At 64.8% G+C, this 25,876-nt stretch carries 19 protein-coding genes; 7 read left to right on the top strand and 12 right to left on the bottom strand.

All coding sequences use genetic code 11. The features are described 5' to 3' along the window. Position 1: 1 nt before the first annotated feature. The 3 genes from LDB29_RS25050 to LDB29_RS25060 all read right to left on the bottom strand — a co-directional run bounded on the left by LDB29_RS25050 (position 2) and on the right by LDB29_RS25060 (position 2,891). Positions 2 to 1,063 carry an alpha/beta hydrolase family protein gene (locus LDB29_RS25050; protein ID WP_253719225.1) on the bottom strand — a complete coding sequence of 354 codons (1,062 nt, stop codon included), beginning with the start codon at positions 1,061 to 1,063 and terminating at the stop codon, positions 2 to 4. Positions 1,064 to 1,125: 62 nt separating this feature from the next. Further along, positions 1,126 to 2,145 carry a cupin-like domain-containing protein gene (locus LDB29_RS25055; protein WP_137708886.1) on the bottom strand — a complete coding sequence of 340 codons (1,020 nt, stop codon included), beginning with the start codon at positions 2,143 to 2,145 and terminating at the stop codon, positions 1,126 to 1,128. Positions 2,146 to 2,147: 2 nt separating this feature from the next. Next, on the bottom strand, positions 2,148 to 2,891 hold the full coding sequence (locus LDB29_RS25060) for a SapC family protein (RefSeq protein WP_229742661.1): 744 nt from the start codon (positions 2,889 to 2,891) through the stop codon (positions 2,148 to 2,150). A 234-nt stretch (positions 2,892 to 3,125) separates the two neighbouring features. Here LDB29_RS25060 and LDB29_RS25065 point away from each other — a divergent pair, with 234 nt between their 5' ends. The 6 genes from LDB29_RS25065 (at position 3,126) to LDB29_RS25090 (ending at position 14,180) form a co-directional block, all read left to right on the top strand. Continuing rightward, a complete protein-coding gene (locus LDB29_RS25065; protein ID WP_137709106.1) occupies positions 3,126 to 6,014 on the top strand; it encodes a TonB-dependent receptor in 2,889 nt (962 codons plus the stop codon). Positions 6,015 to 6,097: 83 nt separating this feature from the next. After that, positions 6,098 to 7,642: a tryptophan halogenase family protein gene (locus LDB29_RS25070; RefSeq protein WP_099186496.1), complete on the top strand. Its 1,545-nt coding sequence runs from the start codon at positions 6,098 to 6,100 to the stop codon at positions 7,640 to 7,642. Between the two features lie 80 nt (positions 7,643 to 7,722). After that, complete coding sequence (locus LDB29_RS25075; protein WP_025772339.1) at positions 7,723 to 8,853, top strand: glycoside hydrolase family 43 protein; 1,131 nt, start codon at positions 7,723 to 7,725, stop codon at positions 8,851 to 8,853. Positions 8,854 to 8,953: 100 nt separating this feature from the next. Beyond that, entirely contained in the window at positions 8,954 to 11,578 is a 2,625-nt protein-coding gene (locus LDB29_RS25080; RefSeq protein WP_137708885.1) for a glycoside hydrolase family 3 C-terminal domain-containing protein, read from the top strand. Between the two features lie 40 nt (positions 11,579 to 11,618). Continuing rightward, positions 11,619 to 13,187: an alpha-N-arabinofuranosidase gene (locus LDB29_RS25085; protein WP_137708884.1), complete on the top strand. Its 1,569-nt coding sequence runs from the start codon at positions 11,619 to 11,621 to the stop codon at positions 13,185 to 13,187. 21 nt (positions 13,188 to 13,208) lie between these two features. Then, complete coding sequence (locus LDB29_RS25090; protein ID WP_103001549.1) at positions 13,209 to 14,180, top strand: alpha/beta hydrolase; 972 nt, start codon at positions 13,209 to 13,211, stop codon at positions 14,178 to 14,180. Positions 14,181 to 14,232: 52 nt separating this feature from the next. Here LDB29_RS25090 and LDB29_RS25095 read toward each other — a convergent pair whose 3' ends face one another. Further along, positions 14,233 to 16,020 (bottom strand): FAD-dependent oxidoreductase, encoded by a 1,788-nt coding sequence (locus tag LDB29_RS25095; RefSeq protein WP_253719171.1) that lies wholly within the window; start codon positions 16,018 to 16,020, stop codon positions 14,233 to 14,235. A gap of 139 nt (positions 16,021 to 16,159) precedes the next feature. Beyond that, a complete protein-coding gene (locus LDB29_RS25100) occupies positions 16,160 to 17,551 on the bottom strand; it encodes a sugar transferase (RefSeq protein ID WP_044661119.1) in 1,392 nt (463 codons plus the stop codon). Between the two features lie 291 nt (positions 17,552 to 17,842). On the opposite strand from LDB29_RS25100, the gene LDB29_RS25105 reads away from it, so the two are divergent. Beyond that, positions 17,843 to 18,259, top strand: a complete 417-nt coding sequence (locus LDB29_RS25105; protein ID WP_137708883.1) for a hypothetical protein — start codon at positions 17,843 to 17,845, stop codon at positions 18,257 to 18,259. A gap of 216 nt (positions 18,260 to 18,475) precedes the next feature. On the opposite strand, the gene LDB29_RS25110 is transcribed toward LDB29_RS25105, so the two are convergent. From LDB29_RS25110 to LDB29_RS25140, 7 genes are all read right to left on the bottom strand, one after another. Continuing rightward, entirely contained in the window at positions 18,476 to 19,102 is a 627-nt protein-coding gene (locus tag LDB29_RS25110) for a response regulator transcription factor (protein ID WP_226869583.1), read from the bottom strand. Continuing rightward, a complete protein-coding gene (locus tag LDB29_RS25115; protein WP_235600857.1) occupies positions 19,089 to 20,978 on the bottom strand; it encodes a PAS domain S-box protein in 1,890 nt (629 codons plus the stop codon). The genes LDB29_RS25110 and LDB29_RS25115 overlap by 14 nt, the downstream gene beginning before the upstream one ends. A gap of 309 nt (positions 20,979 to 21,287) precedes the next feature. Then, positions 21,288 to 22,748, bottom strand: a complete 1,461-nt coding sequence (locus LDB29_RS25120; RefSeq protein WP_025547649.1) for a lipopolysaccharide biosynthesis protein — start codon at positions 22,746 to 22,748, stop codon at positions 21,288 to 21,290. Between the two features lie 10 nt (positions 22,749 to 22,758). Further along, a complete protein-coding gene (locus tag LDB29_RS25125; RefSeq protein WP_048575521.1) occupies positions 22,759 to 23,316 on the bottom strand; it encodes a DapH/DapD/GlmU-related protein in 558 nt (185 codons plus the stop codon). Further along, positions 23,313 to 23,843, bottom strand: a complete 531-nt coding sequence (locus tag LDB29_RS25130) for a DapH/DapD/GlmU-related protein (RefSeq protein ID WP_025547653.1) — start codon at positions 23,841 to 23,843, stop codon at positions 23,313 to 23,315. Before LDB29_RS25130 ends, LDB29_RS25125 begins: the two co-directional genes overlap by 4 nt. Positions 23,844 to 23,847: 4 nt before the next feature. Next, on the bottom strand, positions 23,848 to 24,078 hold the full coding sequence (locus LDB29_RS25135; RefSeq protein WP_025547655.1) for an acyl carrier protein: 231 nt from the start codon (positions 24,076 to 24,078) through the stop codon (positions 23,848 to 23,850). Beyond that, positions 24,078 to 25,874, bottom strand: a complete 1,797-nt coding sequence (locus LDB29_RS25140) for an HAD family hydrolase (RefSeq protein ID WP_025547657.1) — start codon at positions 25,872 to 25,874, stop codon at positions 24,078 to 24,080. The genes LDB29_RS25135 and LDB29_RS25140 overlap by 1 nt, the downstream gene beginning before the upstream one ends. Positions 25,875 to 25,876: the final 2 nt, after the last annotated feature.

Genomic DNA, 25,876 nt, shown 5'->3' on the forward strand with positions numbered 1-25,876 from the left:
CCTATTTCGCCGTTCCGAAATCGAGATGGCTGGCGAAGAACGGGATCAGCTTGTCCTGAAAACGCCATGCGACCCGGTTCGTATGATCGCCGTCGTAGATTTCGAAGCTGTTGGCGATGCCATAGCGGTCGAGTGCTTCGTGAAGCGCCCGTGCGTCGTCCTTCAGCCCGTCCTTGTCGCCCACATCGATGGCAATCGCCCTGTAGCGGCGCAGATTGCCGATATATTGGTCGACGAAGGCCAGGGGCGCATTGGCCGCCCAGCGGGCGAGAACCTGCGGCTGCACCTGGCCGTCCTTGACCGGCAGGTCCAGATAGAGCGGCGGGTTCCCGGGATTGGGGGACCAGGCCGCGGCGGTCGCAAGCTGCGCCCTGAGGAAGAAAGGCAAGGCAGCCGAATCGGCAGGAGTCTTCACCGCCTCCAGCGCCTTCAACGCTGCCGCGTCCATCTGCCCGGCGCTGCGCGGGGACAGGCAACAGGGGCTCATCATGTAAAGGGCGCCGAACATGTCGGCATGCTTCATGCCGATGCGGCTGGTGCCGTAACCGCCCATGCTGTGCCCCGCCAGGCCGCGACTTTCGCGGCGGGGGATGGTGCGGTAATGGGTGTCGATATAATGGACCAGATCACGCGCTATGAAGGTTTCGAAGTCTCCCGTCGTCATCGATCCCGAATACATCGACCCATTATGGACAGTCTTCGAATCGGGCAACACCAGGATCATCTCCCGCGAGCCCTTCGCAAAGGCATTCTGCACAGTCGTCGGGACATGGATTTCCTTCGTCCATTGTTCCACCCCGATGGAATAACCGTGCAGCGCATAGATGACGGGATAGCGCCGGCCCGGTTCGCGGCCATAGCTGGGCGGCAACAGGACCAGGACGTCGCGGTCGGCCGCCTCCCCCTCCAGATTGCCTTCGATGGACGGCGCATGCACCTTGATCCGCTCCACGGTCACGGCTTTCGCGCCTGCCACCGCCGGCGGTCCGCCCGTCGCCACCTGCGTCCCGCCGGGCGCGGCGCTCATCGCCAATGCCGATCCGACCATCGCGGCCATGATCATCTTCTTCACATCATCCCCTTTCCATCGCATGTCATTTGTCTTCAAGCTCCTGTCTTCCAGGCTCAGGCGCCCCGCAGCATCCGCATGACCAATGTCCGGATACGGCCATAATTGCCCTTCGCCAGCGGCCCCAGGACGCCATGCCGCTCCTCCGGCAGATGCGCCAGCGGATGGCCGTTCGGCCGGAAGACGTAATGATCGAAATAGGCGCGCCACGCGGCGCGCTCACGCTCGGGCCGCTCGGCCAGGGCGATCATCGCCAGCAGCATCGCCGCATAGGGCGAATCGGGGCCCGCCGCGAACCCGTCCCACCAATAATTCACGAGGATGTTGACGTCGTCGAGCGCCTCTACCTGATGCCACCAGAGCTTGGGCAGATAGAGCGCGTCGCCCGGAGCGAGATCGACGACGAGGGCCCTTGCCCGCGCGGCCGCGAAACGGGGATAGGTCGCCGCTCCATCGGGTGCGCCCGCCGCCATGGAAACGGGCTGGCCGGACAGCGTATGGTCCACCGGTCCGACATAAAGATCCCCGATGGCGTCCGGCGGATAAAGGGTGAAGCGCCGCCGTCCCGCCACCACGCAGGCGAGATTGTCGTAACTGTCATAATGACAGGCGACCGTCGACCGGTTGCCGATCCAGAGGCGCGGATGAACGCCAGCGCCCACCAAATTGCAGGGATTCTCCTCGGCGAAACCGGGAAAATGGGAATCGGCGGGCAGCGATCCCAGATAGGCGGTTTCGCTCCCGCTTTCGGCATTGGCGGCGATCCGGCCCAGCGCATCGCCGATACTGGCCGTTTCCCGCGTGAAGTTGAAGCCGCCGGGGCCGTCGCCATAATGATAACGTCCGCCAAGCTCGGCGCCCGCGGTAAAATATTCGGCGCTCGAACTGGCGGCGAATCGGGCGACATAGTGCAGCGCCGCCGTCCCGCCCTGCCCGCCGGCCGCCACTGCCGGCCAGTTGTTGAACCGCCCGCGGATCGCCGCGGGTCGGCACAGGGCGGCGAATGCGCGCAGATCGTCAGCCGCCGTCATATCGGCCGCCGCGAACGCCTCGATCACGGGGCTGGCGTCGCCCATGTTCAGGCCGGCACCGCCAGCCGTTCATTGCGGCGGCGCGCCATCAGCGCGATGTGCCGGAGCGAGCCGATCATGGCATAGGCGCTTTGCATATGCCCCGCCCGGAACAGCTTGAGCACCGTCGCATCGTCCAGATCGCCAAGCGCATCCAGGCTGATCGTGTAGAGCCCGTCGAGTCGCAGCCTTTCCCCATCATCGAAGTTGAGAGAGATGTCGATCGGCTCGATCAGGCGATGGGCCAGCATCTCCGCGATGAAGGCGTCGGTATCCGCGGCCCCTGCCATCAGGCGGCCCAAGGCATTCTGCACGGCCTTCAGCGATGCCGTGGGCGCGCCCTGCGCATCGAACAGCGATTCGCCCTCCCGCCCGGCAAAACGGTCATGGGCGGGATCGAAGGCGATGCTCTCCCCCAGAGCGAAGAAGCCCTCGCGATCCGCCTCCAGCGGCCGGAATGCCGGTCGGCCGTCGGGCGAATCGATCAGACATTCCCCTCTTTTGAAGCCCATCAGCGCCCCGGCATAGAAAGCGCCGGTTTCCGCATGTTTGGAAAACAACAGGGGACAGGCAGCGGCCGCAGCCGCAAATTCGCCGACCACGATGCGGACGAAGGGATCGCGTCCCTCGTTCGCGGGCCGCATCCGCAAGGTTGCGTGCAGTTCGCTGTTCAGCAGTTCCACCTCTTCCATATCCTCTCCCACCTTGTTGACGGCCGCTCGGCTTGCCGCTTCGGCCGGCTTTTTCCCCATGCGGAGGCTGCATCCTGGCGGATAATGATTACGCCTACAATTCCGCTTGATCGCGCGTTTAGATAGCGCTACCATTTTCAGCAGAAAAAAAGAAGGCCTGGGTGAGGATGATCAAATCCGCTTAGAAAAGCGGGACAAATCACCCTGATCAAGAAAACATGATCGCCGCAGCAATAGTGCCGCGGCGTTCGGGCGAGATATTGTCTGAACAAGGGGAGGATCATGACGTATAGAATGACCAAGGCCGAACCGGCGCGCGGCCGTGCCGCGCTTGCGGCGACGGCAAGCCTGCTGGTCCTGGCCATCGCCGTTCCGGCCACGGCCCAGGACGCCGCGCCGGCCAGCGATGCCGACATCATCGTCACCGGTATTCGCGGCTCATTGCAGCGCAATCTCGACATCAAGCGCGATTCTTCCGGCGTCGTCGACGTCATTTCTGCGGAAGACATCGGCAAGTTCCCGGATTCGAACGTCGCGGCGTCGCTCCAGCGCCTGCCGGGCGTATCGATCAATCGCGCCGGTTCGCGTGGCGAGCCGGACGGCATCACCGTTCGCGGTTTCGCCGGAGACTTCAACGAAACGCTGATCGACGGTCGCAGGATTTCGACGGCGACCGGTGGACGATCGGTCGACTTCACCACTGTCGGATCGGACTTCGTGGGCCAGCTGGCAGTCCTCAAGACGCCCGACGTTTCCTTGTCGAGCAGTTCGATCGGCGCAACCGTCAATATCTCCTACCCCAAGCCCTTCGATCACCCCGGCACCCGCGTCGCGATGAGCGCGGCCGGATCGGTCCAGGACGATGCCGGCAAGATCGTGCCGACGATCGGCGGCCTGTTCAGCACCACCTTTGCCGACGACACAATGGGCATCCTTGTCGACGCGGTCTATACCCGTCGCGATACCCAGGTGAACCGCGTCTATGTTTCGGGTTGGCAGGGCGGCCGGTTCGCGCCGTGCCAGCTTGCAGGCAGCACCGCCGCAAGCTGTTCCCCGACGTCGGATACTGAATCCGCCGCCTGGGCGACCCCGACCAACCGGCAGAATGTCGTCGGCTGGTATCAGCAGCAATATGGCGCCGACCAGCGCTATACCAAGGATGAACGCATCGACGGCCGCATCGCCTTCCAGTGGCAGCCTTCGGACGACGTGATGCTGACCATCGACGACAATTATTCGCGCCAGAAGATCGTGACCGACATTTCCGGTTTCGGCATGTGGTTCAACCAGGGCGACCTGCGCAATGTGGAGCAGGACGAGAACGGCACGACGATCAATTTCATCCAGGCGGGCACGCCGACCGACTTCACGGCCGGCCGCGACAGCCGTCTGCTGGAAACCAATCAGGTCGGCGTCAACCTGAAATGGGATGCGACCGACAATCTGAAGTTCGAAGCGGACGCCTCCTACGCCAAGAGCCGGCAGAACCCCGGAAACCGGATCGGCAGCGAGAATGGCGACATCGGCTATGGCGGCCTGCTCGGCACGGCGCTGGGCGTCCGCGTGACCGGCGACAGCAAGAACAGCTTCCCCGAACTGACGACCTATGGCCCGGCCGGCGATCAGTCGCGCTGGAGCGATCCCACCATCATCGGTTCGCACGTCACCGTTCGGTCAGTCCAGAAGAACTCCGATGAGATCAAGCAATTCCGTCTCGGCGGCACCTGGGAGGACGACAGCTTCCGCGTGAAGTTCGGCGGCCGCTATATGGAGGACCGCTTCCGGCTGGAGAACCGCAACACCTTCGCCAATAATTTCTGGCAGGCCTATGCGGGCTACGGCACACCTTCGGGCCGGAATACGGGCGTGCCGATCCCGACCAGCCTTTATGGCCGTCCGATCAGCCTGAACAACTGGATTCCGGGCTTCTCCGGCAATCTGCCGCCGGAACTGCTGGCCTATGACCCGCGCGCCTATCAGGAATATCTGGAAGGGTTGGGCAATCCGCAGACGACGAACATCCCGGGCTTCAACTATGCCGATCCCACGGTCGGGCCGAATTTCACGGGAGCCTTCGACCTCGCGCTCGATCCCGGCAGCGTCCAGGACATCAGGGAACGAACCTGGTCCGCCTATGTCAGCGTGAATTTCGAACATGAGATTGCGGGGATGCCCTTCCGCTTCAATGCGGGGGTTCGCGAGGAGATCACCAACCTGACGTCCAGCGGCGTCGGTCGCCTGCCCATTGCCCTTACGGGCAGCGCCGCCGACCCGACGCTCCTCAACGTCACCTTCTCCGAAAGTCAGCCGATCTCGACGAAGAGCAGCTATTCCTATCTGCTTCCCAGTCTGGATATGAAGCTGGAGGTCACGGACAATTTCCACCTCCGCTTCGACGCATCGCGGACATTGACCCGTCCTTCGCTCAACACCCTGACGCCCGTTCTGAACGTCGGTGTGGGCCAGCGCGTCGGCGCGCTGACCGCGACCGGGGGCAATCCAAGATTGCAGCCTTTCCTCGCGGACAATTTCGACTTCGCGGCGGAATGGTATTATCAGCGCAACTCCTATGCGGCGGTGAACTTCTTCATCAAGGACGTGTCGAACTTCATCGTTGCCGGCACGCAGCGCCAGACCATCAACGGCGTGGTCGATCCGACGACGGGCCAGCCGGCCGTCTTCACCGTGTCGCAGCGGGTCAACGGCCCGTCCGCCACGATCAAGGGCGTGGAACTGGCATGGCAGCATGTCTTCGGCGACAGCGGCTTCGGCTTCAATGCCAACGCCACCTTCGTCGATACGAACAAGCCCTATGACAGGACCGACCTGTCGCAGAGCGGTTTCGCGGTGACCGGCCTTGCCAACAGCGCGAACTTCGTCGGCTTCTACGACAAGAACGGCTTCCAGATCCGTGCTGCCGTCAACTGGCGCGACAAATATCTGCAGGCCTTCGGCCAGGCACAGAACAATTCGGCCTTCGGCGCCGAACCGACCTTCGTGAACGAGGCGTTGCAGGTCGACCTCAGCACCAGCTTCGACATCACGAAGCAACTGACCATCTTCGGCGAGGCGCTGAACCTCACCAACGAAACGGTCAGCACCCATGGCCGGTTCAGCAACCAGTTGCTTGACGTCTATGCCTATGGCCGGCGGTACACCGCAGGCGTTCGTTACCGCTTCTAACCTGTCTCGCCCTGGGGGGATGTCGGTTGACATCCCCTCCCTTTTTGGCGTTCCTTCCCGCTTTCCCTATCAAGGCTGTCGCCATGGTTCATCCCGTCCGCAACATCGTGATCGTCGGCGGCGGGACCGCCGGATGGCTGACCGCCGGCGTGATCGCCGCCCGCCATCGCAGCCGCATCGGCAACGGCTTCACCGTGACGCTGGTCGAATCCCCCAACACGCCGATCATCGGCGTGGGCGAAGGGACATGGCCGACGCTGCGCACCACCCTGTCGCGCATGGGCATTTCCGAAACCGACCTGTTCCGCGAATGCGACGCCGCCTTCAAGCAAGGGGCGCGCTTCGCCCGCTGGACGACGGGAACGCCTGACGACGGCTATTACCACCCCCTGATGCTGCCCCAGAATTTCGGGCAGGTGAACCTTGCCCCCCATTGGCTGGCGGGCGAGGGGGATGAAAGTTTCTGCGACAGCGTCTGTTCGCAGGGCCGCATCTGCGACGACGGCCTGGCGCCCAAGACCATCGCGACCGCCGAATATGACGCGCTGGCCAACTATGCCTATCATCTGGACGCGGGCAAGTTCGCGCCCTTCCTGCAACGCCATTGCTGCGAAAAGCTGGGCGTCCGTCATGTTCTGGCCGATGTGGAGCAGGTGCTGATGAAGGAGGATGGCGACATCCGCGCCATCCGCACCACCCAGGCCGGCGAGATCGAGGGCGACCTGTTCGTCGACTGCACCGGATTCAAGGCGCTGCTGATCGAAGGCGCGATGAAGGTGCCGTTCAGGGACTGCAACGACGTGCTGTTCTGCGACACCGCGCTCGCCATGCAGGTGCCCTATGAGCGGCCCGACAGCCCGATGGCGTCGCACACCATCTCCACCGCGCAGAGCGCGGGCTGGATCTGGGACATCGGCCTGCCGACCCGGCGCGGCATCGGCCATGTCTATTCCAGCAACCATATTTCCGACGAAGAGGCGGAACGGGAACTGCGCGCCTATATCGGTCCGCTGGCCGAGGGGCTGGGCGCGCGGAAAATCGCAATCCGGTCGGGCCATCGCGAAACCTTCTGGAAGGGCAATTGCGTCGCCGTGGGCCTGGCTGCGGGCTTCCTCGAACCGCTGGAGGCGTCGGCCATCGTCCTCATCGAACTGTCGGCCAAGATCATCGCCGAGCAGATGCCCGCCTGCCGCGAGGTGATGGACATCATCGCTTCGCGCTTCAACGCCACGACCCATTATCGCTGGGGGCGGATCATCGATTTCCTGAAGCTGCATTATGTGCTGACGAAGCGCACCGACAGCGATTTCTGGCGCGACAATGTTCGGGAGGAGACCATTCCCGATCGTCTGAAGGAACTGATGCTGCTCTGGCGTTACCAATCGCCCTGGTTCCTCGACGAGTTCGACCGGGTGGAGGAGGTCTTCCCGGCGGCGAGCTACCAATATGTGCTTTACGGCATGGGATTCCGGACAGAGGTCGACCGGCCCGCCCTGGCGCGCGACGCCCATCTGGCGGACCGCGCCCGGCGGGAAAATACCGCCATGACGGCGAAGCTGCGCGCCGGCCTGCCGCGCCATCGCGATCTGATCGACAAGATCGTGGCCCATGGACTGCAACCGGTCTGACGGCCATATAATTTGTCGTACAAGATTGCCTTCGCAAAATGGTAGCGCTATCGTTGCGGGAATAACCAGAGAGGATCAGCATGCCCATGAAGTTGCGCGCATTGGAAGCCCTGCCGCTCGCCGCCCTGTTGCTCGCCGCCGGATGCCAGCAGTCGCAGCCGGCGAACGAAGCCCAGCCGAAGGCCGAAGCGAAGCGCGACGCATCCGAATATCTGTCGCAGCCGCTGGTCACGGACATCTACACCGCCGACCCGTCCGCCCATGTGTGGAACGGGAAGATCTACGTCTATCCCAGCCACGACATCGACGGGCCGACGCCGGAGGACGATCTGGGCAGCCATTTCGAGATGCGGGACTATCGCATCCTGTCGATGGACAGGATCGGCGGCCCCGTGACGGTCGGCCCGGTGGCGCTGGATGTGAAGGACGTGCCTTGGGCCGACAAGCAGATGTGGGCGCCGGACGCTGCGTACAGGAACGGCACCTATTATCTCTACTTCCCGGCCAAGGACAAGGCGGGCGCCTTTCGCATCGGCGTCGCCACGTCGAAGGACCCGATGGGTCCGTTCAAGGCGCAGCCGCAGCCGATCAAGGGCAGCTATTCGATCGATCCCGCCGTCTTCACCGATGATGACGGATCGAGCTATATGTATTTCGGCGGCATCTGGGGCGGACAGCTTCAGCGCAATGTCGACGGCAAATATGATCCCGATGGGTCGAAGACCGATCTGGGACAGGACGACAAGCCCGCGCTGGCGCCGCGCGTCGCGAAGCTGACCGGCGACATGCTGGAATTCAGCGAAGCGCCCCGCGCGATCCAGATCCTGGACGACAAGGGCAAGCCGCTGCTGGGCGGCGACCATGACCGCCGTTTCTTCGAGGCGTCGTGGATGCACAAATATAAGGGCAAATATTATTTCAGCTATTCGACCGGGGACACCCATTATCTGGTCTATGCCATCGGCGATTCACCCTATGGCCCCTTCACCTACAAGGGCCGCATCCTGGAGCCTGTGGAAGGATGGACGACCCATCATTCCATCGTCGAATGGAACGGGAAATGGTGGCTGTTCTACGCCGACAGCCAGTTGTCGGGCCAGACCCGCCTGCGCAACGTGAAGGTGACCGAACTGCATTATAATCCCGACGGCACGATCCGGACCATCAATCCCTTCGTCGCCAAGGGGACGAAGGACGGCGCGGCCCATTGAGCGCGCCGGGCGCGGGGGAAGTGCCATCCCCCGCGCCCCACCGACCGGACGAGACATATCGAGTGACGCTGAAAACAGCGCGCTTCTTGGGGAGATAATCATGAAGACCGCTTTCGCCTTGCGCGCGGCCGGCGCGATATTGTGCCTCGCGACCCCGGCAACTGTCCATGCGCAGGCCACGGACATATGGGCGGAGGCCGACGGCAAGGCGCGGGAGATCGTCGACAGGCTGACGCTGGACGAGAAGGTCGGACAGCTTCTGAACGTCGCTCCCGCGATCCCGCGCCTCGGCATCCCGGCCTATAACTGGTGGACCGAATCCCTTCATGGCGCGATCGGGGCGGTGCCCACGACCAATTTTCCCGAACCTATCGGCCTTGCCGCCACATTCGACGCGCCGTTGATCAGGCAGGTCGCCGCCACCATCGGCACGGAGGTCCGGGCGCTGCATAGGCTGGGACGGCAGACCGGGCATCTCGGCCGGATCGGCACGGGCCTCGACACATGGTCGCCCAACATCAACATCTTCCGCGATCCGCGCTGGGGCCGGGGGCAGGAAACCTATGGCGAAGACCCCTATCTGACGGCACGGATCGGCGTCGCCTTCGTCCAGGGCATGCAGGGGGACGATCCGGACCTGCCTCTGGTCGTCGCCACGCCCAAGCATTTCGCGGTCCATAGCGGCCCCGAACCCAGCCGTCACACCGACAATATCTTCGCCACGCCGCACGATCTGGAGGACACCTACCTCCCCGCCTTCCGCGCCGCCATTGTCGAGGGCAAGGCCGGGTCGATCATGTGCGCCTATAACCGCGTCGACGGGCAACCGGCCTGCGGCAGTCATATGCTGTTGCAGGACTATCTACGCGGCGCATGGGGCTTCAAGGGCTATGTCGTGTCCGACTGCGACGCCGTGGTCGACATTTACGAGCATCACAAATATGCGCCCGACGCCGCCACCGGCGTTGCCGTCGCGCTGCGCTACGGGGTCGACAGCGAATGCAACAATGCGACGCTGGGCGGACGCACCGACCTTGGCGATCGATACAAGGAATCGCTGGCGCGGGGCCTTATCGGCATGGGCGACATCGACACCGCGCTCGTCCGGCTCTTTTCCGCGCGATACCGCAATGGCGACCTGCCGGGCCTGTCCTCCCGCAAGCCCAACGCGATCCCCCCGAGCGCGATCGGTACGCCGGATCATCAGGCGCTGGCGCTGAGCACCGCGGAAAAGAGCCTCGTGCTGCTCAAGAATGACGGCGTCCTGCCGCTGAAGCCCGGGACGAGAATCGCGCTGGCTGGGCCTTTGGCGGATGCGACCCGCGTACTGCGCGGCAATTATTCCTCGGCCAAGAGCGCTCCGCCCATTTCGGTCGCGGAGGGCCTGAAACAGGTCATGGGCGCGGACAGCGTGACGGTGATCCCCTTCAGTCCGTCGATCACGGACGGCGACCTCGTCCCCGGCACCGCGCTGCTGACGCCGGACGGCAAGCCGGGAATCAAGGCCGAATATTTCAACGCCACGGGCAAGGACCAGTTTGCAACCCGGCCGGTGCTGACGCGGACCGAAACCAGCATCGTATCGCGGGCGGCCGAGTTCAAACAGGTGTCGGACCAGCATCGGGTGTGCTGGAGCGGCTATCTGGTCGCACCGGAAACCGGCCTCTATCGGCTGGCGCTGACCGGAGTGAAGGGCGAGGTCTCGCTGAACGGCAAGCCCGTCGTCTCCGCCAGCGAATATTCGCGCTGGGCGGAACCGCTGAAGCTGGTCGAGGTGCGCATGACCAGGGGCGAGCGCTACGCCATCCGCCTGCAGGGCGAGAGCGGCGTCGCCGCCAGCCCGGCGATCTTCTGGAAGCGCGTTACCGACGATCTCGACCGTGATCTGACAGCGGGCGCGAAGGATGCCGATGTCGTCGTCGCCGTGGTCGGCCTGACCTCCGACCTGGAGGGCGAGGAGATGCCCGTCAAGGTGGAGGGTTTCGACGGCGGCGACAAGACGACGCTGGACCTGCCCGCCGACCAGCGCGCCTTCCTGGAAAAGGCCAGGGCGCTGGGCAAGCCGCTGGTCGTCGTCGCCATGAATGGCAGCGCCATCGACCTGTCCTGGGCGAAGGAGAATGCCGCCGCCATCGTCGAAGCCTGGTATCCGGGCCAATCCGGCGGGCTGGCGGTCGGCAATGTCCTTTCGGGCAAGGCCGATCCGGGCGGCCGACTGCCCGTCACCTTCTACAGGAGCGTCACTGACCTGCCGCCCTTTACCGACTATGGGATGGAGGGGCGCACCTATCGCTATTTCAGGGGCAAGCCCGTCTATCCCTTCGGCCACGGCCTCAGCTACACCAGCTTCCGCTACGCCCCGCTGACGGTCGAGCCGGTGAACGGTTCGGTCGAGAATGGCCTGAAGGTGCGCACCGCCATCACGAACACGGGTGCAAGGGCGGGCGACGATGTCGCGCAGCTCTACATCACGCCGCCACGGTTCGAGGGCGCGCCCCGCCTTGCCCTGCGCGGCTTCCAGCGGGTGACGCTGAAGCCCGGCGAGACCCGGAATGTGGAATTCACCTTGAGCCCCCGCGACCTCAGCTTCGTCACCATGGCGGGGGAGCGCGGGCTGATACCGGGCGATTATGGCCTGAGCGTCGGCAGCGGCCAGCCGGGCGACGGCGTGCAGGTCCAGCAGGCCCGCTACAGCATCGCCCGGATGATCCCGCTGCCCAAATAGGTTTCGCCCATTCCGCCGCCATTTTCCGAAGAGGACGACCATGATCAAGACCCTGCGCCGCACGACCGCCGCCTTGCTTCTCTGCGCCAGCGCATTGGCGGCGACGACCGCCAGCGCCGACACCGCCGGCAAGCCGACCACCGCCACCATCCATGCCGACCGGCCCGGCCCGGTCTATGACCGCCGCATCTTCACGCAATTCGCCGAACATCTGGGCCATGGCATCTATGGCGGCCTGTGGGTCGGCAATGATCGGTCGATCCCCAACACCAATGGTTTCCGCAACGATGTGGTGGCGGCGCTGCGCAACCTCTCCGTCCCGGTGATCCGCTGGCCGGGCGGCTGCTTCGCGGACGAATATCACTGGCGGGAGGGCGTCGGCCCGAAGGGCAAGCGCCCGATCAAGGTCAACACCAATTGGGGCGGCGTGACCGAACCCAACAGCGTCGGCACGCATGAATATTTCGAACTGCTGCGGCAGGTCGGCGCAGAAGCCTATATTTCCGGCAATGTCGGCAACGGCACGCCGCAGGAAATGGCGGAATGGGTCGAATATATCACCGCGCCCGCCGGCAGCCTGGCCGATGAGCGCGCGAAGAACGGGCACAAGGAACCCTGGGCGCTGCCCGCCTTCGGCATCGGCAATGAGCTGTGGGGCTGCGGCGGCAATATGCGCGCCGAATATGCCGCCGACGTGACGAAGCGCTATTCGACCTTCCTGAAGGTTCCCGCCGGCAAGACGCTGGTGCGGATCGCGTCGGGCGCGAACGGCGGCGACTATAACTGGACCGAAGTGATGATGCGCGACGCGGCCAAGCAACTGGATGCGCTGTCGCTCCATTATTACACCCTGCCCCAGGGCGGCTGGCCGCCCAAGGCCGATCCGGTCAATTTCGACGAGACCGCCTGGGCCGACACGCTGGCCGCCACATGGAAGATGGACGAGCTTATCACCGGCCATAGCAAGGTGATGGACAAATATGATCCGCAGAAGCGGATATTCCTGGCGGTAGACGAATGGGGCACATGGTATGCGCCCGACCCCGGCACCAATCCCGGCTTCCTGCGGCAGCAAAATACGCTGCGCGACGCGCTGGTCGCCTCCGTCAACCTCGACATCTTCGCCAAACATGCCGACCGGGTGCGCATGAGCGCCATCGCGCAGATGGTGAATGTGTTGCAGGCGATGATCCTGACCGAAGGCAGGAAGATGGTGCTCACCCCCACCTATCATGTCTTCGAAATGTACAAGCCCTGGCAGGACGCGACGGTGCTGCCGATCGACATCGACACGCCCTGGTACAACAAGGATAGGTTCGTCATGCCGGCGGTCAGCGGATCGGCGGTGCGGGCCAGGGACGGCAAGGTCCATGTCGGGCTGTCGAACCTCGATCCCAACCAGACCAATATGGTGACGGTGAAGCTGGACGGGCTGAACGCCGCCAATGTGTCGGGCCGCATCCTGACCGCCCCGGCGATCAATTCGCACAACAGCTTCGACGCGCCGGAGGTGGTGAAGCCCGCCGCCTTCACCGGCGCGCAGGTGAGCGGCGGCACGCTGACGGTGGCGCTGCCGCCCCGGTCCGTGGTCGTGCTCGACCTGCAATAACGATAATCACAGGAGGATGAGATGAAGCATCTATCTGCCCGGAAGGCATTGCGGCGCCCCTTCCGCTTCCCGGCCGCCCGCGCTTTCGCCATCGGCATCGCCGCCTGCGCCTTGGCTGCTCCGGCGCTGGGTCAGGCGCAGGACGACAGGATGACGCCCATTGCCGCCCCGGCCCAGCCCGACGCGATCGAACTGGGCACCGGCGCACTTCCCGGCGCCACGGCGAAGGAAAGCTGGCACCGCCAATATGGCAGCCGCTTTGCCCGCAACGTCACCGTTGCGACGCTGACGCCCTTCCTGCCCGATCCGGCCAAGGCTTCCGGCGCGGCGGTCGTCGTCGCGCCGGGCGGCGGTTTCCGCACGCTTTCCATGGACAATGAGGGCTATGACGTCGCGCGGGCGCTGGCGGCGAAGGGGGTTGCCGCCTTCGTGCTGAAATATCGGCTGCGCCAGACGCCAGCCGACATGGCGGGTTTCGAACGGTCGATGCAGGAGATGTTCTCCGGCGTGGCCAGGACGCCGCTGCCCGCTCCCGCCTCGGCAGCGACCGACCTTGCTCCGCAACTGGCGGATTCAACCGCCGCCTTCCGCCTGATCCGCGCACGGGCGGCGCAATGGCATGTCGACCCGGACCGGATCGGCATGATCGGCTTTTCCGCCGGGGCGATGCTGACCATGGCGACGACGCTGTCGGCCACGGAAGCGAAGCCGGCCTTCATCGGCAATATCTACGGTCCGCTGGGCAGCATGACCGTGCCGCAGGACGCGCCGCCGATGTTCGCCGCCATCGCCGCCGACGATCCGCTGTTCGGCAATCGCGACTTCAAGCTGATCGACGACTGGCGCGCGGCGCATCGCCCGGTGGAATTCCACCTTTACGAGCAGGGCGGCCACGGCTTCGGCATGTATCCGAAGGCGACCACCAGCACCGGCTGGTTCGACGCCTTCGTGCGGTGGATCGACATGCACGGCATGCTCAAGCGGGCGCGGTAACATGGTGGAAGGGAGGGGTTGATCCCATGCCGTCGGATCGGCCCCTCTGTCCTTAGCCTCCCAGCATCCGGTTCAGCCGGAACTTCAGCCGCCGCCGATAATCCTCGAAGGCGGAAACGCCGTGGATGACGCCCTTATTGGCGACCAGCGCGGCCTGGAGTTCCGGCATCGGCACGTCCTGCACATCGCGCACATTATCTTCGCCCAGCGCCATGGCGGCCGCCCTGCCCGCCGCTTCGCCCAGCGCCATGGACGTCAGTTCCATGCGGATCGTGGCAAAGGCCTGATGCGTCGCCGCCACGCAGAAGGGAACGATGAGGTTGGTGCACTGGTCCCGGTGCGGCAGCATCAGGTCCATCGGCAGCGGCGAGCGTTCATATTTCCCGCCGGTCCGCAACATGATCGAGCCTTCATTGCAGATGCCCCATCGCCCCGCCCCGTCCTGCACCGCGATGCGCCGGGTGGAATGGCTGTCCTGCCAATAAGAGCCCATGGCGACGATGCCCTTGCGGCGCGGCTCCGCGCCGTCCACGTCCGACAGGTCCCTGCCCGACCAGTTCAGCCCATTGTCGAGCCGACGCGCTTCGCGGACATAGAGTTGCGGCGACCAGCCCGGCAGGTCGTTGGGATGCGGATGGATGTGCCGGCCCCGAACCAGGCCCCATTCGCGCACCTCGCGTTGCAGGCCCGGCGGAATGCGCGGGTCGCGGCCATAGGCCATGGCGTGGAACCAGCCCCGCAGATAGGCTTCATGCGCCTTCCAGATCTTCTCCCGCGTCGCATAGTCGGCCTGGGGATAGTCGTGGCTGAGGCCCACGGCATCGATGGACATCAGCGCGCGGTTGTTGACGTCGTAAATGCCCGGCGCGACCTCATCCGCCTTCACCAGATCGCGGGCAAAGGTCCAGTCGCGTCCATATATCTGCCCCTTGCGCCGGCGGGCGTCCAGGTCGCGGAACAGCAGTTCGTAGCGGGATTCGTCATAGCCATCCGGCGCGCGGGCGGGCAGGTCCTGCCGCAGGTCGGGACGGTTGGTCATGGTCAGGCGGAAACAATAGGCCTGCACCGCCTTGTCCGCCGCGCCCAGGGGAAGATCGGGCGCCGCCGCGACATGCGGCAGCAGCGCGCCGCCCTCGCCATTCCAGAAAGGGCTGATCGGCGCGATGCTATCCTCATCGGGACGGCCGCCGCGCACCAGATGGCCGTTTTTCGCGCCGCGATAGCCGTTGAGCGGATTGGCGGCGTCGGCCGCCTCCCGCCCCACCTTGAACGCGACGCCGGCACGCGCCATGAGATCGCCTTCATAGCTGGCGTCGATGAACATGCGGCCGCGCACGATCCTGCCCGATTGCAGGAAGAATTCGCTTATGCGGCGATCGACGAGCTTGACGTCCTCCACACCGTCGGACCAGACCATCGGCACGCCCGCACTGGTCGTCATGCGCTCGAACAGGGGCACGGCAAGGGCGGGATCGAAGGCATAGCGGTTACGCGGCATGCCGCCCGCCGCCGCGAGCCGTTCGATCACGGCACGGGCCAGGCCGCCAAAGGCGTCAATGTCGCGATAATCGGTCCAGCTCAACCCGCCGGACAGCATGCCGCCCGGCTGCCGTTCCCGCCATCCGCCGACGATGATCGCGGACGCGCCCATCTGCGCGGCGCTGACGGCGGCGACGATGCCCGCCGGCGTCGCGCCATAGACGACGACATCGGCGCGCAAGGTCCGGCGCCCGACCATCGGCCTGCGCGAGGATTGGACGATGCGCGGTTCATTGTCGCGCTGACAGGCCGCCAATGCCGTGCCGGCCAGCCCGCCGGCGAGGAAAGTCCGTCGATCCATGATGCTCCCCAATAATGGAAGATTTATTTCATGCGCGGCGGCGATGATCCATTCGGTGTGATCACTTACCCATTGCGGGGAAATGCGCATTCGGTCGTTCCGGGGAGGGTATCGATCGGAAATGCAGTCTTGCCAGGGATCAGAAGGCGTTTCTGTGCACCAGAATCTGAACGGTGCCGAACAGGATCACGATGTCGCGCATCAGGCTCCAGCCATTCATATATTCAAGATCGGCTTCCACCCGCTGCAAAATATCCGCCCTGGTTTCGGTGGCGCCCCTGAACCCGCGAATCTGCGCAAGACCGGTTATTCCGGGTTTCAGCGCATGCCTTTTCCAATATTGGCGGTCGACGCGCCAGAACAATATGTCCTCCGCCGTCGACCCGATGGCATGAGGTCTTGGTCCGACAAGGCTCATCTCCCCCAGAAGGACATTGATGAGCTGCGGCAATTCATCGATGCTGGTCCGGCGGATGAAGCGGCCGACGCGCGTGATCCTGTCGTCCGTCCGGCTGGCCGAGCGGACGCCGTCCATATCGCATCGCTCCACCTTCATGCTGCGGAATTTGAGGATGCTGAACAGGGTGTTGCCCCGCCCGATCCGTTGCTGACGGAAGAAGACGGGGCCGGGCGAATCCAGCTTGATCGCAACGGCGACGGCGATCATCAGCGGCATCAGCCCGATCAGCAGGGGCACGGTGACGAACAGGTCCAGAAGCCGCTTCGTCGCCCGGTTCGCCAGGTTCAGCGGCCCTCGCGCCACCACCAGCGTGGCCATGTCCTGCCAGCGCCCGACCGTCAGCGGCGCCATGGATTCGACTTCGGGAGAGACGATCTCGCCCAATATATTGCCGCCCTTCAGCATCTGCGCCCAGGTCACGCGGCGGTCGGCGGGGCATGCGACGACCACCCTGTCGTGATCGCGCAGCAACATGCCCAGCCGGTGCAGCATATAGGGGTCGTCCAGATCGGCGCGAAGGCCGATGGCCTGCGCGTCCACCAGGGCCATCTGGCCCGGATTTTCCGGAATCGGGCAGTCGTCCACGATCAGCAGTTCGGCAAACAGCCGGTCCCCGAAATGGCGTTCGAGAAGGCGGCTCAACAGCAGCCGTTGCGCCAGCAGCAGCCCGCCGGCGCAGCCCAGCCCCGCCAGCACGGCGGCGCGGGAGAAGGTCGAGGTCGATTTCACCGCGAACAGCACGAGGAAGAAGATCAGCACCGTGCCGGCAAAGGCCCGCGCGGCATTGCGGCAACTGGTCGTCGCATTGGTCAGGCCGCGGGGATCATAGGCCTGATTGTGAAAGGCGATGATGAGATAGGCCATGAGCAGCGCCGCGACGGAGGCGCCGCTGTCGCGAAGCCCCCCGGCCACGGGCGCGAGCGCCAGTCCGACGCTCAGCCCGCATGTCAACGCCACCATGTCCCACAGCGCCAGGGCAAGGCAAAGCCAGATTCGCAAGGCGCGATGCGCCGCGGCAGGGCCCCGTCCGCCGGCAGGACGAGTCGCCATCGCCAGGTCAATTCTCGACATGCACACCTCATTTTGCGCGCCTGGAGGATTCTCCGTGCCCGTGGCACGCATTCGATCGAAACGCAGTTGATGCAGAATATCTGTTCCGGCGACCTGATCCTTATCAGCGCTAAATCAGACATAATGTCGCTTCAGGTGCAATCCGGGAGAATACAGAGGGTTGATCGACGGTCCGAAATATCAGCCGGTGCGTATTCCTGCGTAGATGACAGATGACGCCTTTCATCTATAGTTCATACAGGACAGCTTCGCGAAGCAGCCGAAAGAGCTGCGATTGGATGATGGAACAGGATGGCAATGATTATCGCGATGGCGGTCGTCTCCGGGATATGGATGCTTGGGTCCTGTAATCTCTGGCGATTGCAGAACAAGTCGCGGAACATTGTAAGGATTGGGTGGCGGGATCGGCTCTTCGCGCTGCTGTGGTTGCCGGCATCGCTTTATCTTCTGGTCATTTCACTGCCCTATCTCACCTGGGACCTTATCAGGCGGAAGCGGAGAGGACGCACATGGCGCCGGTCGGCGCAGGGCGCGAAACGGGCATCGCTGCGGCTGGTGAAATCATCCGCCCGGGTGGAGGGCCAGGACAGGCAATCGAGCCTGCCGCACCCCCCCTATGGCGGATCGCCATTGCAGGTCGTCAAGAGCAGGGCGGCGCCCGACGATGCCCTGTTCACGATCAGATCGCCGGCAGGACGGCGGCGCTGAAGTTTCAGGAGAGAGAGGAGAAGGCAGCGACGCGCCGGGGATCGGAGGACGAAGGCTCCGCATCCGGGCGCGGTGGAGCGGTTCGATCGGATTATGGCCGGTCGAACCGCTCCTATCGCTCATCCGGCCGCGAAATGCGGCGGAGGGCGGTCCATTTCGGGAGATGGCCCGATCCGGGCCGGAAACAACGGCCCGCCGATCGCCGGCCCGTGTTCCTCAGCAATCCAGTTGCCTGCCGATCCCGGCGGCGAACGCCACGCGCAAGGCATCGGACAGGCTGCGCGTCTCCAGCTTGGACATCAGATTGGCGCGGTGGATTTCCACGGTGCGCGGGCTGATGCCCAATTGCAGCGCGATATGCTTGTTCGGCAGGCCCATGGTCAGCCCCGACAGCACGTCGCGCTCCCTGGGGGTGAGCTTCTCCACCATGGCCCCTGCGCGCACCGCCCGCTGACGGCGCGCGCCGGTATCCTGGAACAGCGTCCAGCAATTTTCGACCGCGCGCAGCAGCGTCTCCCGCTCGAAGGGCTTCACCAGGAAATCGACCGCGCCCATCTTCATCGCCGTCACGGTGGAGGCGATGTCGCCATGGCCGGTCAGCATGATGATGGGGAAATAGAGTTCCGCCTCGTTCAGTCGCCGCTGCACCTCTATCCCGTCCATTTCCGGCATGCGCAGGTCCATGATCACGCACCCCAGCGGCTCGTTCGCGGCGGCCGCCAGAAAATGCGTGCCGCGCTGCCAGGTGCGGACCGTATAGCCCTCCAGCTCCAGCAGGAAGGCGGTCGCGGCGCGGACCGAATCCTCGTCATCCACGATGTGGATCAGCTTAGTGGGTTCCAATGGCGTTTCCCTTCTTGCGTCTGAGACTGAAACCGAAGCAGCTTCCCGTGACGCTCGGCTCCAGCCAGATCCGTCCGCCATGGGCTTCGACAATGGTGCGGCAGATGGACAGGCCGACGCCGGTCCCCTCTTCCTTGCTGCTGACAAAGGCATCGAAAATCCGGTCCTTGATCGCGGGCGGAATGCCCGAGCCGGTATCGGAAACCAGAAAATGCGTGGTGAGTTCGTCCGCCGCCGCGACCCGCACGGTCAGCCGCCGTTCCGGCTCCTCGCGCATGGCGTCGATGGCATTGCGGCAGAGATTGCCGATCACCTGCTGGATCTGGATCGGATCGGCAAAGATCGATCCGGTGCCCGGCGCGACGTCCATTTCGACGGTGACGTCCGCCGCCTCCGCCATGGCGGCGATCAGCGCCAGGCTGCTGCGCGCCACATCCTGCGCGTCGTGGATTTCCAGCAGCGCCTCTCCGTCGCTGGCGAAATCGCGCAGGCGGCGCATGATCGCGCCGGCGCGCACCGCTTCCTGCGCGGCGGAGCGGAAGATGCGGTTCAGCTTCGGCCGGTCCGCCTCCTGCCCGCGCATCAGCAGGATCGAACTGCCCTCCATATAGGCGGCGAGCGCGGTCAGCGGCTGGTTCAGTTCATGCGCCAGCATGGAGGCCATCGCGCCCATCGCGCTGTAGCGGGTGCCGTGCAGCATCTCCGTCTGGAGCAGTTCCAGCCGCGCCTTGGTCGCATCCTGTTCGGTGAGGTCGCGGATGAAGGCGGTATAGTGCGTCTCATGCGCGCCCTCCATCTTCACGAAGCTCATCTCGATGGGAAAGTTGGAGCCGTTGCGGCGGCGCCCGATCAGCCTGCGCGGATAGGATAGCGGCCCGTCGCTCTCCACATGGAGAGGCTCGTCGCGGACCTCTCGCGGCGGCTGCGCTCCGGTCAGCAGATGATCGAATTCCGCGCCTTCCAGCTCGCACAGATTATAGCCGAACATGCGGCAGGCGGTGCTGTTCATATAGTCGATCCGCCCTGAAATATCGACGACGAACACTGCGTCGGGCGCGGTTTCCAGGATGGACCGCAATTCCGCTTCGCGTTCCTGAAGGGCGACTTCCTGCGCCCGTTCCGCCGTCACGTCGCGCACCAGCTTGGCGAAGCCCTGAAGCCGTCCCTTGTTGTCGCGCAGCGCCGTCACCACGCAGTTCTGCATGAAGCTGCTGCGGTCGTTCCTGATGAAATGGCAGTCGAATTCGCAACTGCCATGCTCCTTGGCCAGGGCGAAGGCTTCGGCCATATTGTCTTCCATGCCGGGATGATGGGAATAGAGCAGCGATACCGGGCGGTTCACGATGTCGCGGCTGTCCCAGCCGGTGAAGCGTTCGGCGCCCCGGTTCCAGTGGACGACCCGCCCCTCCACATCGGTCATGTAGAGGGCGTAGTTGACCGATCCGTCGGTCAGCAGCTTCAATTGCTCTGTCAGGCGGTTGACATAGGCGCCCTGCCGTTCCGCCCGCGCACGCCAGAAGGTGGATTTCAGCGCCACCCCATTGGCCGCCACCATGACCAGCAGGAAGGCCAGGCCGTCCTCGCCGGTTCCGCCCCTGATCTTCACGTCGACAATGGCGTAGATGACCGTCAGCAGGCCGGCGGTGGTGACCGCGCCCGGGCCGATCCCCATCAGGGTGGCGACGGAAATCACGATCAGGGTGAGGACGGCATAGTCCCCGGCGGTCAGCGACGCGACGCCGTTGCGGAAAATCCACGAGGACGCGAGGAAGACGATGACCAGCGACGCGATATATTTGCCGAGGCCGCTCCAGCGCACTTCGGCAATCCACGCGGCCCACGCGGCGGGGACGAACCGTCGCGACGCATTACGCATGAATGCCAGCGAGAAACGCCGCTGAAGGCGCTCCCCGGCACCGGTTGCAAGCATAGTCTTTGACTCCGCGCTTATAGCCCAGAACTATTTCTTGCGACCTTGGTTTTTATTGGAGCAGGCCGGGATCGGCCCGACTCCGCTCATGCGTCATCCCCATAAGCCAGCCCTTCCTAAGGGAAATAGCTTAAGGGGAATTGCTGCGTTGCAATAGTGGTAACAGCATGGTCACGGATTGCCTAGTAGGTATTGCTACGGAATTTTACATCTTTACGGCAATAAAATCGCGCAAGAGCAATATATTAACATAGGTTATGCCGTGCCGTAGCGGCCCCTGGCGAACATCAGGAGCTGAACCAGCGCGTTTCGCCCGAGCAACAGGAGCGCAACGCCATAGGCCAGCGCTCCGGTGAGGATGGTGACGGTCAGCGCTTCGGCCGGGGCCATCTGGACCAGAAAGGGCCGCGCGCCCAGAACGCATCCCGCCATGGCCGCGGAAGCGAACAGCCCCAGCCGAACGGCGCGCCAGTAATCTGCCCAGCCGATCGGCAGCAGCAGGACCACGCCCAGGACGGAGAGCGGGTAGAGCAGCCAGGCGCGCAGGGTGAAGGCGGCGGCGATCGCGCCCGGCCCCTGATCCGCCGTCGCGAAGAAGAGGGTGCAGTTCACCACGGCATAGAGGGCGGCGAGCCATGTCTGCCATTGCGGCTTGCCAAGGGCGAGCATGAGCGACTGGTTATAGATGCCGACCGCCTGGAGCGCGCCGAAGAGGCTGAGATATTGCATCACAGGCACCGCCCCCGCCCAGCGCGGTCCGAAGACGAGATGGATGAAGGGATCGGCCACCAGCGCCATGCCGACAAAGGCCGGGGTGGTGATCAGCGATGTCGCGGATACGAGCTTGAGGAAGGCCGCCGTCAGTCGCGGCGGATCGTGCTTGAGCTGGGAGAAGGCCGGGAAGGCCACGCGGGAGAGGGCCCGCGCCAGCAGCAAGTTGGCGGCCAGCAGCGCGCGCTTGCCGACCGTATAGACGCCCGCCGCCGCCGCGCCCAGCACGACGCCCACGATCAGCACGTCGGAGTTGGAATTGAAGAAATTGGCGATGCCCGTCAGCGTCACATGACGGCTGTAGAAGAAGATTTCCCGTCCCTTCTGCCGCGCGAAGCGGAAGCGCGGCCGCCGGGGGCACGCCGCCCAGAGGATCGCGGCGCCGATCAGGGCGGTCGCCAGATTCTGCATCACCAGCGCCGTCAGCCCATAGCCAGCCATCGCCATGGGAATGCCGACCAGCGCGCCCGCCATGGTCGACAGGGTGGATCGCACCGCCAGCGGCCGCATCATCAGCGCCCGCGTCAGCCAGGCCTGCGGCACGACGTTCAGCGCGGAAAGGAAATTGGCGATGCTGAGCCAGCGCAGCACCCATGCCAGGCCCGGCTGGTCCAACGCCCGTTCCGCGACGCCGGCGCAGGCCAGGGTGAGCAGCAGCATCAGCGCGCCCAGGGCGAAGGCGATCCAGAAGGCGGTATCGTCCAGGTCGGGATCGTCGCGCCCGGCGCTGACCATCGGGGCGCTGATGCCCGACAGCACCGTCATCTGGAAGAACTGCCCCGCCAGCAGCGCCATGGCGACCACGCCCAGCGCCGCGGCGTCGACATAGCGGGCGACGATCATGAAGGCGAGGAACTGAAGCGCCTGCACGCTCCAGCTTTCGACCAGCGACCAGGCCATGCCCGATCGGATTTTCCCGGCTATGCCGCCCGTGGTTGCGGACATGATGCTTCCCTTATTGTCTTATGAAGTCGTCGCCCGCGCGGACATGCTTGACGAAACTGGCCGGATTGCCGCGCCAGAGCTGGCGGGGGGGAACATCCTGGAACACCACGGCGCCCGCGGCGATGACGCTGTGATCCCCGATCGACACGCCCGGCAGGATCGTGGCGTTGCGCCCGATCCAGACATTGCGGCCTATGCGGATCGGCCGGGGCCGGGCGGCATGCCCTTCATGCACGGCATGGAAGCTGGTGTCGAACAGGCTGGCATGATCCCCGATCCGGCTGAAGGCGCCGATCTCCACACTGGCGGCGCTGAAGATGGTGACGCCGCTGTTGAGCGATACCTGATCGCCCAGGACGATCCGGCCGTTTCCGGCGGTCTTCAGCCTGATGCGGGCAGGCTCGTTGCGCAGGCGCACAGCCTCCCCCAGGATAAGCTGCCCGGCGAGATAGGGGACGCCGCCGCGCACCCGCAAGGCCCGGCCCGCCTTGCCGCCCGCCGCCCGCAGGCGCCAGCGGGTCCATCGCGCATAGAGGTCGTCGAGCCGGGCGGTGACGAACAGTCTCATCGGCGCGTGAACACCAGTTTGGCGGGATTGCCCGACATGACCGACATGGCCGGCACCCGGCCCGACACCACTGCATTGGGCGCGATGATCGCGCCATCCTCTATCTGGCTGTTGTCCAGGATCACCGCGCCCGCGCCGATCCAGACATTGTTGCCGATGCTGGTCGGGCCGCCCGACTGCAACCCCTGTTCGCGGATCAGCCGGTCGGCGCGGTCATAGCGGTAATTGACGCCGATGATGGAGACGTTCGGGCTGATCAGGCAGTCGTCGCCGATGACGATGCCATGGCTGTGCCCGGCGATGAACACGCCGCAGCCTATGTCGGTCCGCTCCCCGATCCGCACGGGCCCTTCGCTCGCCTTGATCTTCACGAAGGAGCTGATCTGGGACCTGCGGCCGATCTTCAGCAGCCTGCTCCATTCCAGTTCCGCGCGCGGGCTGACGATCGCGCGCCCGGCGAACAGATGGTAGAGGCTGTGCACGAAGCCCGGAATGGCGAAGCGGCGTATGGCGACACCCATGCGCATGGCGTCACGCCTCGCCCAATGTCCGCGACAATTGTTCCACCGTGCGGATCTCGGCGATCTGGTCCATGCTGAGGCGCACGCCATATTGCGCCTCGAACGCGGTGATGATCCGCAGATGGGCCAGCGAATCCCAGCCGGGCACATCGTCCCGGTCGAGACGCAGGTCGATCCGGGACGGATCGACTTCGATGATGTCGCCGACAAGGTTCAGCAGGTCGTCCATGTTCACAGCCATTATTTCGTCTCCAGCATGATCCAGTCGCAATCCCTGAACGCGACATCCGCCCGGCAAAGCGCATAGTCGGTGCGGTCGCCGCCATCGGCGGCGGCAAAGCCCTGATCGTCGAAAAAGCCGCGCACCGGGCCGTTCTTGGCCGTCGGAACATGGCTGCCGTGCAGGGATGCGGCGTCGCTTTCCAGAAAGCGGCGCTTGACATCGTTCATCACGGCATGTTCCAGGCCCCGGCCCATGGCGCGGCAGCTCATCAGGAAATGCCGGATATGGAGCGCCGCGCCCTCCCGCCTCAGGGCGCAGATCGCCACTGTGCCCAATTGCCCGAAGCGGTCGCGCAGATCCGCCACGATGAGCTGCCATGCCGGGTCGGTCATCATCGCCTCCACCTCCCCCATGGTGGGGCGGCCCGTGGTCAGGTTAAACTGGTTGGTCTTGTTGAAGAGCTGATGCACCCTCAACAGGTCGGCCGGCCCGGCGTCGCGGATCGCCGCGCGCATGTCGAGCCCGCGCAGATAGTCCATCGGGTCGCAGGACGCGCACAGCGCATCCCGCCCGGCGGCCAGCGCATAATGTTCGGTCCTGGCCCTGTCCTCCGCCGTCAGGCGGCTTTTCTCGAACCAGGGCAGCGCGTCCAATATGTCGACATAGTCGGATGGATCGGGCGGCAGCAGCACGGCATGGACATCCGGGCAATATTGCCGCACGGCCGCAATCTCCGCCGCGTTGTCGTCGAGGAACACCAGCGCGTCCAGACCGATGTTGAGCTGCCTCGCAATCTTCCCGATCCCCGTATATTTGCTGTCCCAGCCTATCGCCGTCGCCGCCATATCCGACAATTGCAGCGGCATGTCGTCACGCAGGCGAAACACTTCCTCGACATCTTCCGGATTGTTCTTGCTGCACAATGCGAGCAGGATGCCGCGTTCCTTCAGCGCCTTGATCCTGAGCTGGAAGGCGCGGAACGCCTCCCCCACCATGTCGCCGCGGCCGACGCGGATGCCATGGGGGCCGTCCTCGCCCACCACCCCGCCCCACAGGCTGTTGTCGAGGTCCAGCACCAGGCATTTGCGCGCGGCGCCGAGCGCGCCGACCAGCGCATGGGCGAAGACCGCGCCGAATTCCCGCATCATCGCGTCCGTCCAGCCCAATCCGGCGATATAGTGCATCCGCCGGTCCACCGCCTGGCGCGTGCCGACCCGGCCCATCGCCTCGACCACGTCGAGCATCATCGCCCTGGGGCGCGCCCGCACGGCGCGGAGCAGCGCCAGGTTCAGGTCCAGGAAGAATTCGCGCTCGCCATAATCGCTGCTGAGGTCCGCGACGCCCAGCGCACTGGAAGGACAGGGGAAATTGGCGACGATCAGCGTCGCCGCGGTGCGCATGACCGCGCTGTCGATCCAGCCCTCCACCTCCGCCATCATGTCGTCGCGCAGGCGATGACGGTCCTCGACGGAGAGCTGGTGGAACCGTTCGAAGGCGTCGGGCCGCATCGCCTGCGCCGACAGCAGCAGGACGATGACATGGGGGTCGAAGCGCTGGAGCGCCTCGCCATGCAGGTCCTGCATATATTGGCCGAAGGGGCTGACATGGAATGCGGACATCTGGCCGACCTTCGCCGCCTCCACGCGCAGGAAGGGGGTGAGAAGGTCCAGCGTGACATTGCCCATCAACGCCACGTGCACGCCCGCCTGCGCCTCCATCTCGCGCAGCAGCCGGCCGGTCTTGCGGTAGTCGAGCGCCGCCGATCCGGCGTGCAGCGACTGCATCATCTCAGCAAAGCCCATCTGGGTGGTCATTT

Source organism: Sphingobium sp. CFD-2 (assembly GCF_024611135.1).
GTDB classification, from domain to species: Bacteria; Pseudomonadota; Alphaproteobacteria; order Sphingomonadales; family Sphingomonadaceae; genus Sphingobium; species Sphingobium fuliginis.

Bases quoted from the DNA above. Each gene is read 5' to 3' on its own strand.
- LDB29_RS25050 (WP_253719225.1), bottom strand. From the start codon at position 1,063: ATGATCATGGCCGCGATGGTCGGATCGGCATTGGCGATGAGCGCCGCG.
- LDB29_RS25055 (WP_137708886.1), bottom strand. From the start codon at position 2,145: ATGGGCGACGCCAGCCCCGTGATCGAGGCGTTCGCGGCGGCCGATATG.
- LDB29_RS25060 (WP_229742661.1), bottom strand. From the start codon at position 2,891: ATGGGGAAAAAGCCGGCCGAAGCGGCAAGCCGAGCGGCCGTCAACAAG.
- LDB29_RS25065 (WP_137709106.1), top strand. From the start codon at position 3,126: ATGACCAAGGCCGAACCGGCGCGCGGCCGTGCCGCGCTTGCGGCGACG.
- LDB29_RS25070 (WP_099186496.1), top strand. From the start codon at position 6,098: ATGGTTCATCCCGTCCGCAACATCGTGATCGTCGGCGGCGGGACCGCC.
- LDB29_RS25075 (WP_025772339.1), top strand. From the start codon at position 7,723: ATGCCCATGAAGTTGCGCGCATTGGAAGCCCTGCCGCTCGCCGCCCTG.
- LDB29_RS25080 (WP_137708885.1), top strand. From the start codon at position 8,954: ATGAAGACCGCTTTCGCCTTGCGCGCGGCCGGCGCGATATTGTGCCTC.
- LDB29_RS25085 (WP_137708884.1), top strand. From the start codon at position 11,619: ATGATCAAGACCCTGCGCCGCACGACCGCCGCCTTGCTTCTCTGCGCC.
- LDB29_RS25090 (WP_103001549.1), top strand. From the start codon at position 13,209: ATGAAGCATCTATCTGCCCGGAAGGCATTGCGGCGCCCCTTCCGCTTC.
- LDB29_RS25095 (WP_253719171.1), bottom strand. From the start codon at position 16,020: ATGGATCGACGGACTTTCCTCGCCGGCGGGCTGGCCGGCACGGCATTG.
- LDB29_RS25100 (WP_044661119.1), bottom strand. From the start codon at position 17,551: ATGTCGAGAATTGACCTGGCGATGGCGACTCGTCCTGCCGGCGGACGG.
- LDB29_RS25105 (WP_137708883.1), top strand. From the start codon at position 17,843: ATGGCAATGATTATCGCGATGGCGGTCGTCTCCGGGATATGGATGCTT.
- LDB29_RS25115 (WP_235600857.1), bottom strand. From the start codon at position 20,978: ATGCGTAATGCGTCGCGACGGTTCGTCCCCGCCGCGTGGGCCGCGTGG.
- LDB29_RS25120 (WP_025547649.1), bottom strand. From the start codon at position 22,748: ATGTCCGCAACCACGGGCGGCATAGCCGGGAAAATCCGATCGGGCATG.
- LDB29_RS25125 (WP_048575521.1), bottom strand. From the start codon at position 23,316: ATGAGACTGTTCGTCACCGCCCGGCTCGACGACCTCTATGCGCGATGG.
- LDB29_RS25130 (WP_025547653.1), bottom strand. From the start codon at position 23,843: ATGCGCATGGGTGTCGCCATACGCCGCTTCGCCATTCCGGGCTTCGTG.
- LDB29_RS25135 (WP_025547655.1), bottom strand. From the start codon at position 24,078: ATGGCTGTGAACATGGACGACCTGCTGAACCTTGTCGGCGACATCATC.
- LDB29_RS25140 (WP_025547657.1), bottom strand. From the start codon at position 25,874: ATGACCACCCAGATGGGCTTTGCTGAGATGATGCAGTCGCTGCACGCC.